14 protein-coding genes and 1 pseudogene are annotated in these 14,870 nt (G+C 40.5%); 2 read left to right on the top strand and 13 right to left on the bottom strand.

The annotated features are described in order from the left end of the window. Positions 1-24: 24 nt before the first annotated feature. From purL to purD, 12 genes and pseudogenes are all read right to left on the bottom strand, one after another. Positions 25-2,163 carry a phosphoribosylformylglycinamidine synthase subunit PurL gene (gene purL, locus OCC_RS04600; protein ID WP_004067612.1) on the bottom strand — a complete coding sequence of 713 codons (2,139 nt, stop codon included), beginning with the start codon at positions 2,161-2,163 and terminating at the stop codon, positions 25-27. 113 nt (positions 2,164-2,276) lie between these two features. Continuing rightward, positions 2,277-2,855 (bottom strand): hypothetical protein, encoded by a 579-nt coding sequence (locus OCC_RS04595; RefSeq protein ID WP_004067613.1) that lies wholly within the window; start codon positions 2,853-2,855, stop codon positions 2,277-2,279. 14 nt (positions 2,856-2,869) lie between these two features. After that, on the bottom strand, positions 2,870-4,144 hold the full coding sequence (locus tag OCC_RS04590) for a hypothetical protein (RefSeq protein WP_004067615.1): 1,275 nt from the start codon (positions 4,142-4,144) through the stop codon (positions 2,870-2,872). A gap of 224 nt (positions 4,145-4,368) precedes the next feature. Further along, positions 4,369-5,040 (bottom strand): annotated as a pseudogene (purQ, locus tag OCC_RS04585) (phosphoribosylformylglycinamidine synthase I). 1 nt (position 5,041) lies between these two features. Beyond that, entirely contained in the window at positions 5,042-5,287 is a 246-nt protein-coding gene (gene purS, locus OCC_RS04580) for a phosphoribosylformylglycinamidine synthase subunit PurS (protein WP_004067617.1), read from the bottom strand. Between the two features lie 276 nt (positions 5,288-5,563). Beyond that, positions 5,564-7,237 (bottom strand): ABC transporter ATP-binding protein, encoded by a 1,674-nt coding sequence (locus tag OCC_RS04575; RefSeq protein ID WP_004067619.1) that lies wholly within the window; start codon positions 7,235-7,237, stop codon positions 5,564-5,566. A 21-nt stretch (positions 7,238-7,258) separates the two neighbouring features. Then, a complete protein-coding gene (locus tag OCC_RS04570) occupies positions 7,259-8,731 on the bottom strand; it encodes a radical SAM protein (RefSeq protein WP_004067621.1) in 1,473 nt (490 codons plus the stop codon). A gap of 33 nt (positions 8,732-8,764) precedes the next feature. Next, positions 8,765-8,899, bottom strand: coding sequence for a hypothetical protein (locus OCC_RS12955; RefSeq protein WP_255346974.1), 135 nt, complete (start codon positions 8,897-8,899; stop codon positions 8,765-8,767). 24 nt (positions 8,900-8,923) lie between these two features. Then, positions 8,924-9,058, bottom strand: a complete 135-nt coding sequence (locus OCC_RS12950) for a hypothetical protein (RefSeq protein WP_020953659.1) — start codon at positions 9,056-9,058, stop codon at positions 8,924-8,926. A gap of 33 nt (positions 9,059-9,091) precedes the next feature. Further along, positions 9,092-9,214 carry a hypothetical protein gene (locus OCC_RS12945; protein WP_020953658.1) on the bottom strand — a complete coding sequence of 41 codons (123 nt, stop codon included), beginning with the start codon at positions 9,212-9,214 and terminating at the stop codon, positions 9,092-9,094. Between the two features lie 209 nt (positions 9,215-9,423). Then, entirely contained in the window at positions 9,424-10,566 is a 1,143-nt protein-coding gene (locus OCC_RS04565; RefSeq protein WP_004067623.1) for a formate--phosphoribosylaminoimidazolecarboxamide ligase family protein, read from the bottom strand. A gap of 1 nt (position 10,567) precedes the next feature. Continuing rightward, on the bottom strand, positions 10,568-11,863 hold the full coding sequence (gene purD / locus OCC_RS04560) for a phosphoribosylamine--glycine ligase (protein ID WP_004067625.1): 1,296 nt from the start codon (positions 11,861-11,863) through the stop codon (positions 10,568-10,570). Positions 11,864-11,970: 107 nt separating this feature from the next. Here purD and purE point away from each other — a divergent pair, with 107 nt between their 5' ends. Then, positions 11,971-12,402, top strand: coding sequence for a 5-(carboxyamino)imidazole ribonucleotide mutase (gene purE / locus OCC_RS04555; RefSeq protein ID WP_004067628.1), 432 nt, complete (start codon positions 11,971-11,973; stop codon positions 12,400-12,402). 24 nt (positions 12,403-12,426) lie between these two features. Here purE and purT read toward each other — a convergent pair whose 3' ends face one another. After that, on the bottom strand, positions 12,427-13,716 hold the full coding sequence (gene purT / locus OCC_RS04550) for a phosphoribosylglycinamide formyltransferase 2 (protein ID WP_004067629.1): 1,290 nt from the start codon (positions 13,714-13,716) through the stop codon (positions 12,427-12,429). 120 nt (positions 13,717-13,836) lie between these two features. Here purT and purM point away from each other — a divergent pair, with 120 nt between their 5' ends. After that, a complete protein-coding gene (gene purM, locus OCC_RS04545; RefSeq protein ID WP_004067631.1) occupies positions 13,837-14,841 on the top strand; it encodes a phosphoribosylformylglycinamidine cyclo-ligase in 1,005 nt (334 codons plus the stop codon). The last annotated feature ends 29 nt before the right edge of the window (positions 14,842-14,870 follow it).

Genomic DNA, 14,870 nt, shown 5'->3' with positions numbered 1-14,870 from the left:
ATATTAAAAACCCAAAGAAAGTTTCTATTCCCCAAGAAGCTTTGGAAGTGAGTTGTAAAGCTCTCTGACTTTCTCTAAATCAATAGAGATGTGTTCCTCTCCGCATCTGAAGACAAGCTTCTCCCCTCTAACCCTTCCAATTACTGCAAATTCATCGAAGAGGGCTTCGACCTTTTCGAGGTCTTTTTCTTCAAAGCTTATTATAAATCTACCATGGCTCTCCGAGAACATAACCTCCACTGGATTGAGTTTTTCTTCGACTGGAACCTTACTTATGTCCACCTCAAATCCAATGTTGCCGCTTAGTGCCATTTCCGCAAGTGCTACAGCTATTCCTCCCTTGCTAACGTCGTGAACAGCCTTTAGCAATCTAAGCTCTATTGCTTTTAAAATTCCCCCAGCATTTCTTTTTTCTCTCTCTAGCTTAACTCTTGGCGCAAACCCACCTTCAATGTTTAAAACCCGGTAGAGCTCGCTCCCTCCAAGCTCTTTCTTCGTAACCCCAACAATGGCTATAAGGTCTCCCTCATCTTTGAAATCCATTGTTGTAATGTTTTCGAGCCTTACTTTTCCCAATCCGGCAACCACGGGGGTCGGTTTTATAGGCTTATTGCCCACCTCATTGTAAAAACTCACATTCCCGCTTACATATGCTAATCCAAAGGCCTTTGCCGCATCGGCCAATCCTTTAATGGTCTCTATGAAGCTCCAATAAACCTCAGGTCTTTCAGGAGAGGCAAAGTTCAGGTTGTCAACCAAGGCCAAAGGTCTTGCCCCTACACTAGCTAAGTTCCTAACGACTTCGGCAACAGCACCCATAGCTCCGTGATATGGGTTCAGGTAGCTGTGAGACGGGTTTCCATCGCTAACAAAAGCCAAGCCGTATTCGTCGTTTATTTTTAGCACCGCTGCGTCCTTTCCGGGCTTTAGAACCGCCCTTCCTTGAACCTCATGATCATACTGCTGCCATATCCACTCCTTGCTTACTATGTTGGGGCTTGAGAGCACTTTAAGGAAAGCCTCTTCGAGCCCTATTTCAGGCGTCTCAACATCTCTCTCAATGTTGTAGGGCTTTGCTTCCCACTCTATTGTTGGCACTTCCGTGAGGAGATCTATGGGCAGGTCGGCGACCTTTTCACCATTCCAGTAGACGATATACCTAGGCTCTTTTATAATCTCACCGACAGTAGTCCACTCAAGCTCATACTTCTCAAAAATCTTTGTTATCTCTTCCAGATCTTCCCTCTTAATAGCGAAGAGCATTCTTTCCTGGCTCTCGGAAATCATAACTTCCATTGGGGTCATATTTGGCTCTCTTTGGGGCACTCTGTCTGCGTAGATTATCGCTCCAAGCCCTTTCTTTCCGGCCATCTCCGAGGAGGCGCAAGTTAAGCCCCCACCACCGAGGTCTTTAAGGGCCTTGACTTTTCCGGTTGCAAGGGCCTCAAGTGTTGCTTCAATCAAAAGCTTCTCTGTAAACGGATCGGGAATTTGCACTGCAGAGCGATCTTCCTCTTCTGCGTTCTCACTCAGCTCTTCGCTTGCAAATGTTACGCCATGGATCCCATCCCTTCCTGTTTTGTTACCAACCAAAACAAGCAAAAGGCCGCTCTCCTCAACATAGCTGTGCACCAGCTCTTCGGGTCTCATTAAACCAATACAGGCAACGTTGACTAGTGTGTAGCTGTCAAGACTTTCATCGAACTCTGTCTCGCCACCAACAGTAGGAACGCCTATTCTATTGCCATAATCGGCTATTCCCTTAACCACGTACTCAAAAAGGTACTTGTTGCGCTCCTTCTCTAAGGGGCCAAAGCGTATGGGATCGAGCAGAGCTATAGGTCTTGCTCCCATACAGAGTATATCCCTAACAATCCCTCCAACGCCTGTGGCTGCTCCACCATAGGGCTCAACAGCGCTTGGATGGTTGTGACTTTCTATTCCGACAACTACCGCCGTGTTCTCATCAAATTTTACAACGCCTGCGTCTTCCCCAGGGCCTAAAATAACGTGCTCGTTCCTCGTGGGTAAAAGTTTGAGCCACTTTCTGCTTGATTTGTATGATGCATGCTCGCTCCACATTACCTCAAGCATGGATTTTTCAACTTCGTTCGGCTCTCTACCGAGCCTTTCACGGATGATCTCTTCTTCGTGAGGAAACATCCTGACACCTCCTTTATTACCAGAAAAATGTAAAAATTTGGAGTTTTTAAGGTTTATTTATACATAAAAATGTTAAAAACTCTCTGCGAGAAGTTTCAGAAAAAGAAAAACACTCACCTTGTAGTATTGTTAAACGCTACTAGGTAGGCTCGGCACTTTTCTTGTATTTTTCCATTCTCCTGCAGGATTAAGGTGATATTGTTAATTTTGAGTGTATTGTTCGCAAATTTGTTAACGTCTATCAGTGCTCTTCTCATAATTTTGAGCTGTCTCTCAGTTATGTTGTCCTCGATTATTATTGTAGCAAACCCCTCTAACATTTTCGCGCAATCCAGTGTAGTGGTATTGATGTAGGGTTCGATTTCCTCACCAGGCCTAAGGATAGAAGTGACAGCTCTACTGTAGTAGGAGTGCAACATTTCCATGTGAAATGAGGCTTTCATGAGATATCCTATCAGTGTAGCTTTTGAACACTTGCTAGCGTTGAGACATGCAAGAGCTCGCTCTGAGTTCTTTCGGAGCTCGGTTGTGTGGAGCTCAATATCCATAACAATGTCTCCCTTCTCCACTTTTTCCACAGCTTTATTTACTTCTTCAGATACTCTAATTGTGCATTTATGTTCCATTACTCCATAAAAGACCCCAAACAAAAGTAAAAGAGCAAGAATGGGAAGGAAATCTTTGAGATTCATTGAGACTCACCCCTTTAGTTAGTGTGGATAACCCTTAAACTGCATTGAGTCTCTACATCAGCTACATGACTGGGATTTGAAGACGAACCATAGTATATCGGTATGTTGTATAGTGCATAAAACTTTTTTGTAATGTCATATGAAGGGCCCTTATTGTATCGGATGACAATACCCTCTATTTGCAAGAACTGTCCAGGAACACCAATATTCAAATTATTGTATGCTACGGCTAGGGTATTCTTCTCTTCTCCACCTTCAATAATTATTGGAGGAAAAGTTGGGCCTTGTGTTGCTTTAGTGGGTATTGGCGGAAGATTAAGTGCCCATGTTATTAAATCAGCCGCCCATTTAATGGCCCAACTAACTTCATTATATCCAAAGTTAACGATACTACCCGACACCCTGATTATTAAATCTTGTATTTCATTGGGGCTATCCTTGTAAGGTACCGTTACCTTTATATCTATTGGCCGAGAAGAAGATCCCCGAATTTCAAATGCAGTATCCCCACTAACTTCTCGATAACTTGTACCGTAGGATACAATCCTTCCCTCATCTAAATTTTTAACAATTACCTTGTATTCGTCTGTACTTTTTAGAATTGTTGGACCACAGAACTTAGCCTGTACTTTAATATAGTACGTTGTGGGTGAGTTTGTTGGCCATGAAGATGTTATATACACTGCTTTAGTGCTATAAGAGCATCTTTGCTGAACCCCTCCCATTAAGATAATCTCTCTGCTGGAGGCGATTTCACGAATGTTTATCTTGGGAGGTACAATTTTAAATGACCAGCTTATATCATCTATTCTCTCTTTTGGTAATTTCATTTTTAGGAGTTTTTCTACTAATTGCTTATCCTCAAAAGACAATGCTATAAGATCCTTCTTGCCAATTTCCTGCAGAAATATCCACACCGTCCCGTTCTTGTATATATTGCCCTGTAGTCCTATAATACTATTTTTTGTGTCCTTTGAGTCAAATAGAATAACATAACCGTCAAAGTACTCAGACTCAACAATCCTGATGTTTTTACTTATTCTTTTAAGCTTCCAGTCATAGAACAAAAAGCCACTCAACTTATTGCCCTGTATCCTCAAAATGGCGAATGTATTTCTAGCGTCTCTTAAGTCATCGCTCATAATTGGATTTGGATCGTAAATTCCTAAAACAAACTTAGTCACTGAGATTTTTGATATAACGCTTGGTTTTGCGTATGCTGAATTGCTGAACACTCCTCCAAACATTAATAAACTTAAAAGTAAAACAAATATTGCCCTATACCTCATGTTTCATCCTCCTTTTTCTTTTCACTAGAGTATCTTAGTAATACTTCATAGATACTTTAGCATACTACTTCATATAGTTTTTTAATATTTAAATTTTTCTACCTTGTTGTGGTATTGTTCAATTTTCCAAAAAAGTAAGGCATTAAAAGGCTCTTTTTAACAAATTTGCAGTTTAATAAAGTAAAACTTCGAAAAGTAATTAAGAAAATGAATAAAATCAAAAACTATCTTTTGGCATATTCCACCATGCTCTTGAAGATCCTCAACCCGTCCTCGCTTCCCAGCCATTTATCACTCGCCCTCTCTGGATGAGGCATCATGCCGAGAACGTTGCCCTTTTCATTGCTTATTCCCGCTATGTTCAAGAGAGAGCCGTTGGGGTTTGCATCTTCCGTTATCTCTCCTTTCTCGTCGCTGTACTGGAAGGTTATCCTTACGCTATCTAAGCTCTCGGAGTAGTAATTCCCTTCAGCATGTGCTATTGGCATTCTAATGACCTCTCCCTCTTTGTAGAGTTGGGTAAAAGCTGTTTAGGTGTCGCTAACTTTAAGGTAAACCCACTTGCATAGGAAGCTTGGAATCTTATTTGGTCTCAATGCTCCCGGCAGAAGAGCTGACTCCGTTAAGATTTGAAAGCCGTTGCAAATGCCTAAAACGGGTTTGCCTTCGTTGGCAAGAACCTTAATTTCCTCCATTACCTCTGCCCTTGCACTTATTGCGCCAGCTCTCAAATAATCGGCATAGCTGAATCCACCGGGCAAAACAACGCCATCAAAGTCTTTGAGGCTTTGCTTATACCAGACTCTCTCCGCTTTTCCACCAGCTTTTTTAATTGCTTCAACGGTCTCAAAATCGCAGTTTGTCCCTGGGAATACTATGACAGCGAACTTTGGCATTTCACTCACCTAAAGGCTCGATTTGATATTCATAAGTGTGGATAACTGGGTTTGCAAGCAGGCGTTTGCACATCTCCTCGACATCTTTCTCTGGAGCTTCGCTTTCAAAAATGAGCTCGAAATATTTTGGAACCTTCAGCTCTTCAACTTTATAGCCTAAGTTTTTGAGGGCCTTTCCAATGACTCTCCCCTCGGGATCGTTAAGCCCTTCTTTTAAGCGGATTACAACCTTAGCTTTCCACTTCATGAGCATCACCTTATCAAAAAAATGTAAAAATTTAGGGTTTTTAAGGTTTATTTATGCATAAAAATGTTAATTAAAACTTTTTTCACCACTCTCATAAAAAGTGATTGTAGTAAAGCCATGAAATCGCAACAATAGATCAATCTTCACTAAGATATCAATCCCGTATCTAGGACATAATATGTCATTGCCAAGAATATGACTTAAACTGTTGTGTTAAATGCCTAGACTCCCATAATTTTAAAAACTAGCCCAAAGACATGCTTTGATTTATATCCCCTAAGATACTCTTGAGTTCTCAACGAGCGTTCTATACAGGGAGCATCTTTCGTAGAGTTCCTCATGTTTGCCAGAGTCAAGGATCTTCCCCTTATTTAAAACAAATATTTTATCGGCATTTTTTAGAGCGGTTAAACGATGCGATATTATAATTAAAGTCGAGTCCTTTAAAAACTCTCGAATCTTTTCGAGGACTTGAGCTTCATTTTGAACATCAAGACTGTTTGTGGCCTCATCAAGTATCAAAACCTCCGGTTTTCTTAAAAGTGCCCTAGCTAATGCTATTTTTTGTTTTTGTCCTTCAGAAAGAGCTTTACCAGTTATATAATCATCAAGTTCGGCAAAATCTATTCCTACAATCTTGAGAACATGAATAACTTCGTCCTCCCGATACATGTCGTCAAGCATCAAATTCTCCTTTAAAGTTCCATCAAAAATCCAGTCTTTAGATGGTAGGTAATATATCCTCTTTCTTAAAGACCTAAGACTATAAACCCGGTAATCTTTCCCATTTATTAAAATGTGGCCAGTCTCTGGCTCACGTAACCTGATTAAAGTTAATGCCAGGGTTGTTTTTCCAGAACCTATGGGTCCAACGATTCCAATTGTTTCGTTCTTTTTGAGTTCTAGAGTCACATTACTTAAAATGCCAACACTTACATTTTTACATTCAATGCTTTTGACCGATTTTAACTCATGCCCCTTATCAAGGTCTTCTTTTTCAATGTTTACTATCTCCTTATAGCGCTCTACGTAAGGGATAAGTGCATTGAGATATGTGAATGAATTAGCCAGATTAGTAAGAGGTTCATAGAATTGCGGTAAATAGTTCGTGAAAGCTACGATTGCTCCCACTGAGGCGAGTCCTTTTGTTGCCAGCCAACCACCAACAAGCAACATTATCAGTCGAGCTATACTGCTTGTGTAATAGTACGATTTCTGGAAGAATATCCTTACCCGCAGGAATCTTGTCATATTCTTTAACCACTCTGAAAGACTCATGGAGAATCTCTCTTCAAAATATTCGTACTTATCCAAACGTTTAATAAAGAAAAGATTATCAATGCTTGTTTTGGTAACAGCAACTACTTTTGACAATGATTCTCTTTCTCGTTTTGAATACTCAATGGATTTTCCTGATGCTTTCTTATAGATAGCATAGTTTATTGGGATTATTAAGACAGCTACAAGAAGCATTGTTGGAGATAATGAATATAGGGTAAACGTTGCTACTGCAATATTAATCAACTGAACACTTAATCCAGGGATTAAACCTGCTAATCCCAGACTGAGCTCTGGTAAGTCCGAAACGAATCTCGCTATTACATCTCCACTGCTTATTTTTCCTAGTTTTGCCCTATGAATAGAGAAAACCAAATCTTGAGAAAATATTTTTAAAGCTTTGATTCCCAATCTCTGGAGCATGAACTCCCCATAAAAACTTCCTAAGTAGCTTAAAAATGTGAGAACCAGCAGAGCTAATCCAATTTTTGAGATTGTTGAAAATTCCTGTAATGATACAAGAGAATCTATAAAATTCTTCATGAGCATTGCTTGGGCGTATCCGAAAATAGAAAGAATAAGGAAAAGAATTATTGTTATGACTATGTCTCCTTTTAGATTTTTTGAGACTTTTATAGATTCCTCAAGGACATCTCTTATATTTACTGACATATATTAAGCACCTTTTATTGTTCATTGAACTCTTGGTTGTTTGTATAATGTCTCAAAGAAGTATTCCAAGTTACTATAAACCTTTTGTAAGGTGTTTTCTTTGTAACTTTTGTAAACATTAAACAATACTGAATCCCAATATGCTTCTAGCATGCTTTTTGAAAACTTACTTAGTCTCAGCTTCTCGGTTTTCGTGAGCACATTTGTTAATCCACCAAATAGCTCTGAGGGACATATATCTTGAAGCCCTGCATGCCAAAAGTCATGATAATCTAGTAAAGTCGAAAATTTTTTATTAAACTCAACTGCCTTTTTAAGTTTATTTAATAGCTCAGTTTTACTGGAATTAACTGTACCTAACAAGTAATCAACTATCATGTGACATGTAAGTAACTTCCCATCAGGAAGTACTGTCACAAAATGTGAAAATGGACATGGATATAGTTTGGTTGCTCTTCTTGCTATATAACTCAATGTAATTGCCAGATTGTGGTCGTAATATTGGGGAGTTGTGCTCTTTAATTTTTCAAAAACATCACTAATATACTCCATCATTAAGTATCCCAACATGCCATGAAATGGTCGTTCCCCTGTGTTAAACTGTTCATGGTAATCACATATTTTTACAATGAGGAATGGCGATAAGGTACTCAAATAATTAGCAATTTCTTTTGGACCATATCCAAATTGTTCAGCTTCTATTGGGTACGTAACTTGAAGTTCGAATGTTAATTTTCTCTCCTTTAGCATCTCTATGCCTCTCAGAGTATCCTCAAACGAGCCTTTTCCATTAGGGTAATTTCTATTTAGATCATGAATTAGTTTAGGACCATCTATACTTACAGTAATATTGAAAATATCCTTATACTGCTCCACAAACTCTATAAAGTCTTTATTAATTTTTGTACCATTTGTTATCATTGCAAAAACTACCGGATAGTTTTGTGCTTCAGCATATTTGACTAGTCCCTTAATTATTTCAAAGTTTAATAAAGCCTCTCCTCCCCCAAAGAAATGAACTTGATTTATTCCAAGTTCTATACCAATATCAAGAGCCTTTTTAGCAGTTTCTAAGTCCATAACTTGCTTATCCGACAGTGTCTTTGTAAAATATGATCCCGAAGCAGTATAACAATACCTACATCGTAGGTTACATCTCAAATCCGACAGGAGCATTAGAATTAGTGGAGTATCAAAAGTATGTATCTCTGTGGGATTTAGAGCACTTAGTTCCTCCTCAAGTTCTCTAAGTAACTTCAATATCTCAACTTCTGGTCTATTGGTAATTTCTGATATTTTATTAATTGGATATTCAAGTTCATAAAGTTTGAATATTAAAGCATCTTCATAATTTATTTCTGAAATCGTTTGAGACCAAGGATGATACAAGATAAATGTGTCTTTATCTCTATTATCGAGAATGATATCTGCCAACTTAAATGAGGGAACATGATAAGAAAATTGAAGAGAAGAAAATAAGTTAAGTGTTTCCATCACATCACCCCTCCATCTTTTTGTTTAAATGAATCAGGATAATAGTGGATTTCTAATGGTTGGATTTGGTCCTCCACCTCCACATCTGATAGCTTCCCCAGAGCATGCCGTTATTCCAATAAATTTATTTGCCCTAATATAGGTTGTGTTTAATACTTTCAGAATCATCAAACACACCTCCTTATTAGGAATTTATGGCAATGTTATATTTTTGATAGTTGGATTTGGTCCTGTACCTCCGCATATGAGAGCTTCTCCAGAACATGCTGTTATTCCGATAAACTTATTTGCTCTAATATAGGTTGTGTTTAATATTTTTAGAACCATTCTATCCTACCCCCTGTACACATCTGTACAGCTTCAGTATGGCTTCAATAGTACTACTGAACCATCTCCTCCACACCAAATTGCCCTACCAGAACATGCTGTTATCCCAATAAATTTAGAGGCCCTTTCATAGGTGGTCTCTACTACTTTCAACATTTCACACCACCTCCTTTTTATTTTGCCTCATCGTTACATCGGCATATTATTCTAAAGACATATTTATACTTAAAACTTTCGTAAACTTGTGGTTTATAATTTAAAGTTGATAAATTTCTAAAAAAAAAGTAACTAGCAAAAAGATTCTTTCTCCAAATTCGAAGTCTGTAAATAAGTAAACTCTTGAAAAGTAATCAAGAAATTGTAAATCATGTAACCACATTCTCAAGCTCATCCAGCTCAATGGCACGCTTTATCTCAAGAGCAATTCTCCTTCCGGTGCTCATCTCCTTTCTCCAGAGAGCGTTTCCATATGGATGGCCCATCGCCATGTGGATGTTTGTTCCACCACCGGTTCTTGGGGCGACATCGTAGATGTAGAAGTTGAGGTCTTTATCAACAGCCGTTTGAAGTGTGAAAGGCCCAATAACACCGGGTGGATAGTATTTCTTTGCGCCTTCCACATAGCGCTCGGCCATGTCGAAGACCTTCTCAAGGAGGCTCTCCCTTAGTGTTGAGGATGCATGGCCACAAACGGTGTATTCTGGTTCAAATTGATGCTCGGGTAAGGTCATCTGCTGAGGGGCAGGTAATCTAACATGTCCGTCCAAACTTGTCTCAAAGCGCCAGTCTATTCCAAGGAGCTCAATTTCCTCATCAATTGGGGAGTAGAAGAAGTCAAAGTTGAAGACTGGGCCAATGATGTAACGCTCAATCCTTGCTTTGGTTAGATCTTCCTCGGTAATTACGCCAAGCTTCATGAGCTTCTCGGCTTTTTCTCTAAATTCTTTGTAGCTTGCGGCAGTGAAAAATCCCCTTTCAAGTCTCTTCTTTGCATGAGGGAGTTTTACTATCACGAGACCAACATCGTCAATCTCCTCTGGTTTGACGGGCTCAGGATAGGGTAAGCCAGCTTTCTCTAAGAGCCAGTAGTAGCTCTTCTCTTCACTTCTCTCTTCGCTCCTTAATAAGTTTCTGCTTCCAAAGAGAGGTACCAGGAACTCATTCTCCACCCTATCAATTCCTGTATAAACCACAAATGAACGGTTGGGGACAAAGATAACATTCCTCTTTCTCAGTTCCTCTTGGATATCGATAATTTTACCGAACTTTTCCAACACAATTACCTCATCAATAAAGCCTTTTGTGAGGCCATCTTTTGTTGTTTTTTGCTTAAAATACTCAGCATATGTCCTGTGCCTTCCCCTTTGAGAGACTATAACCGTTTTAAACCCTTCTGCTTTGGCGCCATCTGCTATATCCAATGCGGAGTGACTTCCGATTGCCCCGATAATTATTCCCTCTTTATCATAGTTTTTTAAAACCTCCAGAATCTGCTCTCTTTCTATCATTTCATTCACCTCTAATTGTTTTCATAATCTCGATTCTTTTTGCAATACTTTCCTTAGTTCCTACATCTCTGCGGTAGAAGATATCTCCATTAACGTGCTTTATCCCATGAGAAGCTATCTTTTCAGCTTCCTCTAAAGAATCAGCTACTCCCACAATGGCCAGAGCCCTTGAGCCGAGCATTGTGAAGTTCTCATCAATTGATGCATAGTAAACTTTAGCCCCTTCTTCTCTGATTTTATCTTCGTTGATTTGAAGTTTAACTCCTTTTATTGGATTAGTGGGGTATCCTTTGGGGGCAACATACTTCACAACTGTTGCTTTTTGCTCGAATTCAGCTTTCTTTAAGTTACCATCGATGATTCCCTCCCCGATCTCCACAAGGGAAGTTTTCAAAATTGGTAGAACATTCATGGCCTCTGGATCACCAAAGCGGGCATTGAACTCTATTATCTTCGGCTCATCGTTTGCAAGCATGAACTGGCCGTAGAGAATGCCTTTGTATGGTGTTCCATTTTTTCTCATAGCATCGATTGTGGCTTTAAGCGTTTCAAGGGCTTTCTCGTAGTCATCCTTTGGGATAAAGGGTAGAAGATGGTTTTCGCAGGAATAAGAACCCATGCCGCCAGTTATTGGGCCTACATCGCCTTCATAAGCATGGGGGTAATCCTGGGCCAGAGGCATTGGAATAACTTTCTTTCCATCAGTAAAAACCTGGAATGTGAATTCAACACCATCTGTGCGCTCCTCTATGAGAACCTTTCCGTCTTTTTCTATGAGAGCCTTTGCATACCCTTTTGCCTCTTCGTTGTCCTTCAATTGGTATCCGACAACTTTGACTCCTTTGCCGCCGGTGAGTCCAAGGGGTTTAACAACAACTGGCTTTCCAAACTCATCAATCCATGCTTTCATCTCTTCAATGTCATCAAAAACCCTGAAGAGTTTTCTTCCGGGGATTTTGTATTTCTCCATCAGTTGCCTCGCAAAGGCCTTATTCGTTTCGAGTTGAGCAGCTTCTTTTGTAGGGCCTACGGTTGGGGTGCCGTTTTCCTCAAGGACGTTCACGATTCCCTTCTCCAAAGGGGCTTCCGGACCGATGAACGCTAAATCCACGCCCCATTTCAGGGCAAAATCGAGGACTTTTTGAACATCGGTCTCTTTTGCAAGCCCATAATCCTTTGCTAATCTCATAATCCCCGGATTCTTATGTTTTGCAACAACATAAAGCTCTGCATCCTTTGAAAGAGCTTCGGCGATTGCACTTTCCCTTCCACCGGCACCAACGAGTAGAACACGCATGAGCTTCACCATAAATTTGTTAAAATTTGGTATTTTTAAGCTTTGTTTTAACATAAAAATGGCAAAATTTATAAAGGGAAAAAGTCAGAGAACAATGTGGTGATAGCATGAAGGTGCTCGTTGTAATGGGTAGCAAAAGTGATTCACACATAGCGGAAAAAGTCACTAAGGTGTTTGATGAGTTTGGAGTTAGTTACGATGTTGAAGTGGCTTCAGCTCACAGGAACCCTAAAAAAGTTGAGGAGCTTGCGAGGAAGGACTACGATGTTTTCATTGCCATAGCGGGATTAAGCGCTGCTTTACCCGGCGTTATAGCTTCTCACACAACCAAACCCGTTATTGGAGTCCCCGTTTCGGCAAAGCTTGGCGGATTGGATGCTCTCCTGAGCATTGCCCAGATGCCTCCGGGCGTGCCGGTTGCTGCGGTTGGAATTGATAACGGAAAGAACGCGGCATTGCTAGCGATAGAAATCCTAGCATTGAAAGATGAAAGCTTGAGGAGAAAGCTTGAAGAGTACAGGGAGAAAATGAAGGCCTAATATTCTCATTAAAAATTAAAGGGCCTAAAGCAGATGTTTTCTTTTTTCATAATCCTGACTCTGCCATTCACCGCTTCTTGTTCTCAGCTCAATCATGTGAGCGACTGCTTCTGCTTTTCTCTTCGCAACCTCTACATCCTTGTCCCATGCTAGTGCCACACCAAGACGTCTCCCCTTGTATGCTTCAGGCTTCCCGAAGAGTCTTATTGTTGTATTTGGTACGTTTAGGCCTTTGAAGATATTCCTAAACTTTGGGGCATAACCTTCTTGATTTGAAAGGATTACGTGAGTTGCTGCAGGAGTTAAAATCGGGAACTTCCTGATGCCGTTTTCCTCAACAGCTGGAATCGGGAGGCCCAACACAGCTCTAACGTGGAGTCCAAATTCAGAAAAACCAGTTGGATGGGAAGCCATGGTTACCATTCCAGTGTCGTGGGGTCTTGGAGAAACTTCGTTGGCCCATACTTTGTCTCCTTTAACAAACATCTCGACACCAAATATTCCAAGACCTCCGAGAACATCAGTTATGCGTTTAGCTATTCTATACACCTCACACTCGGCCTTTTCACTTATCTCTGCAGGCTGCCAGCTTGAGTGGTAATCTCCTTCAATTTGGTAATGGCCAACAGGCTTTGGGAAGGTCGTTACAATTTTTCCGTTCTCATCGAAGTGCCTAACCGCTAATTCGGTAATCTCAACATCAAAGTCTATATGCTCCTCAACGATTATCTTATCAGCACTTCCCCTTGCCTTTTTCTTTGCCACTTCCCACGCTTTAGGAACATCTTCGGGCCCTTTAACGAAGTAAGAACCTTTTCCACTGGAGCTCATTATGGCCTTAGTGTGACAGGGGTAACCTATCTTTTCACATGCATCATAGAGCTCATCCAGGGTTGTTGCATATGCGTAACGAGATGTTGGGACCTTTGCTTCTTTTGCAAGGGTCTCACGAGTTCTTTCTCTATGCATGGCTATCCAGGTAGCTTTAGCATTTGGTACTACAAAATAACCTTCCTTTTCAATCTCAAAGAGTGCATCAAGGTTTATTGCCTCTATTTCCGGCACTATTGCGTCAGGTTTTTCCCTCTCCACAATGCTCCAGAGGAAGTCCTTATCTTTCATATTGCCTACGTAGCTTTTGTGAGCAACCTGCATGGCGGGGGCATTTGGATATCGATCGACTGCGATAACCTCGATTCCTAATCTCTGGGCCTCTATGGTTATCTCTTTTCCAAGTTCGCCACTCCCAAGAAGGAGAATTTTAACAGCAGAATCAGTTAGGGGGGTTCCAATTTCATCTCTAATGCTTATCATGGGTATCACCTAAATTTATTGACGTTTGTATGTTAAAACTTTGGGAATATTTAAGAGTTTTTGAACATAAAAATGATAAAACTTTTAAATCCTTCTCTCAAACATCTTCCGGTGATAATCATGTTGACTTATGCGCAAGCTGGTGTTGATGATGAAAAGACTCAACAGGCTCTAAAAGGAATAATTTCTCTTGCAAAAGCAACTTTTGAGTTTAGGAAGGGAAAAATGGGTGAACCTAAGGCTGATATAGGTCATTATGCTGCGTTGATGGACTTTGGAGACTTTTACCTTGCGATGACAACGGATGGAGTTGGAACTAAAACCTTAGTTGCAGAGGCAGTTGGAAAATATGATACCATTGGAATCGACATGATAGCGATGAACGTGAATGATTTGATATGTGTTGGGGCGGAGCCAGTGGCTTTGGTGGACTATCTTGCAGTTAATGAACCAAATAGAGAAATTTTTCAGGAGATAGCAAAAGGCCTTTATGAGGGAGCAAAACAGTCGGGGATAGCTATAGTTGGTGGCGAAACCGCAGTCTTGCCGGAGCTTGTGAACGGCTTTGACCTTGCCGGTACGGCTATCGGTGTTGCCGAGAAAAATAAAGTGATAAACGGAAAGGAAATAAAGCCGGGGGATGCGGTGATAGGTATCTCAAGCTCAGGAATTCATTCTAATGGGCTGACCCTTGCAAGAAAACTCCTAATACCTAAGTACGGACTTGAATATGAATTTGAAGGCAAAAAGATTTGGGAACATTTACTTGAACCCACGAGGATATATGTTAAACCAATTTTGGAGCTTTTGAGGGAAGTGGAAGTTCATGGATTAGCTCACATCACCGGTGGAGGGTTATTAAACCTCAAGCGCCTCACGAATCATGGTTTTTCTCTTGAAATGCCACCAATCAGCGGGATTTTCAAACTGATCTATGAAAATGGTGTTCCGCTGGAGGAGATGTTTAGGGTATTTAACATGGGCGTAGGCATGGTGGTAGTTGTTTCCCAAGAAGAGAAGGATGCAGCATTGAATGTTTTGAACAAGCACTTTGAGAGCTTTGAGCTTGGTGTTGTAACAGAAGAGCCCGGAATAAGGGTGGAGAACTACAGAGTGGGGCTTTAATTAGGGTTAGAAATTTTGATTTCAATGAT

The sequence above is a fragment of the Thermococcus litoralis DSM 5473 genome (genome assembly GCF_000246985.2).
GTDB classification, from domain to species: domain Archaea; phylum Methanobacteriota_B; class Thermococci; order Thermococcales; family Thermococcaceae; genus Thermococcus_A; species Thermococcus_A litoralis.
Note: the sequence above shows the minus strand (reverse complement) of the source record. Positions and strands in the feature narration are given on the sequence as shown.

Excerpts from the sequence above, each read along its gene's own strand:
- OCC_RS12945 (WP_020953658.1), bottom strand. The coding sequence starts at position 9,214 with ATGTTGAAAGTAGTAGAGACCACCTATGAAAGGGCCTCTAAATTTATT.
- purL (WP_004067612.1), bottom strand. The coding sequence starts at position 2,163 with ATGTTTCCTCACGAAGAAGAGATCATCCGTGAAAGGCTCGGTAGAGAG.
- OCC_RS04590 (WP_004067615.1), bottom strand. The coding sequence starts at position 4,144 with ATGAGGTATAGGGCAATATTTGTTTTACTTTTAAGTTTATTAATGTTT.
- OCC_RS04565 (WP_004067623.1), bottom strand. The coding sequence starts at position 10,566 with ATGATAGAAAGAGAGCAGATTCTGGAGGTTTTAAAAAACTATGATAAA.
- purS (WP_004067617.1), bottom strand. The coding sequence starts at position 5,287 with ATGAAGTGGAAAGCTAAGGTTGTAATCCGCTTAAAAGAAGGGCTTAAC.
- purM (WP_004067631.1), top strand. The coding sequence starts at position 13,837 with ATGTTGACTTATGCGCAAGCTGGTGTTGATGATGAAAAGACTCAACAG.
- OCC_RS04575 (WP_004067619.1), bottom strand. The coding sequence starts at position 7,237 with ATGTCAGTAAATATAAGAGATGTCCTTGAGGAATCTATAAAAGTCTCA.
- purD (WP_004067625.1), bottom strand. The coding sequence starts at position 11,863 with ATGCGTGTTCTACTCGTTGGTGCCGGTGGAAGGGAAAGTGCAATCGCC.
- OCC_RS12955 (WP_255346974.1), bottom strand. The coding sequence starts at position 8,899 with ATGATTCTGAAAGTATTAAACACAACCTATATTAGGGCAAATAAATTT.
- OCC_RS04570 (WP_004067621.1), bottom strand. The coding sequence starts at position 8,731 with ATGGAAACACTTAACTTATTTTCTTCTCTTCAATTTTCTTATCATGTT.
- OCC_RS12950 (WP_020953659.1), bottom strand. The coding sequence starts at position 9,058 with ATGGTTCTAAAAATATTAAACACAACCTATATTAGAGCAAATAAGTTT.
- purT (WP_004067629.1), bottom strand. The coding sequence starts at position 13,716 with ATGATAAGCATTAGAGATGAAATTGGAACCCCCCTAACTGATTCTGCT.
- purE (WP_004067628.1), top strand. The coding sequence starts at position 11,971 with ATGAAGGTGCTCGTTGTAATGGGTAGCAAAAGTGATTCACACATAGCG.
- OCC_RS04595 (WP_004067613.1), bottom strand. The coding sequence starts at position 2,855 with ATGAATCTCAAAGATTTCCTTCCCATTCTTGCTCTTTTACTTTTGTTT.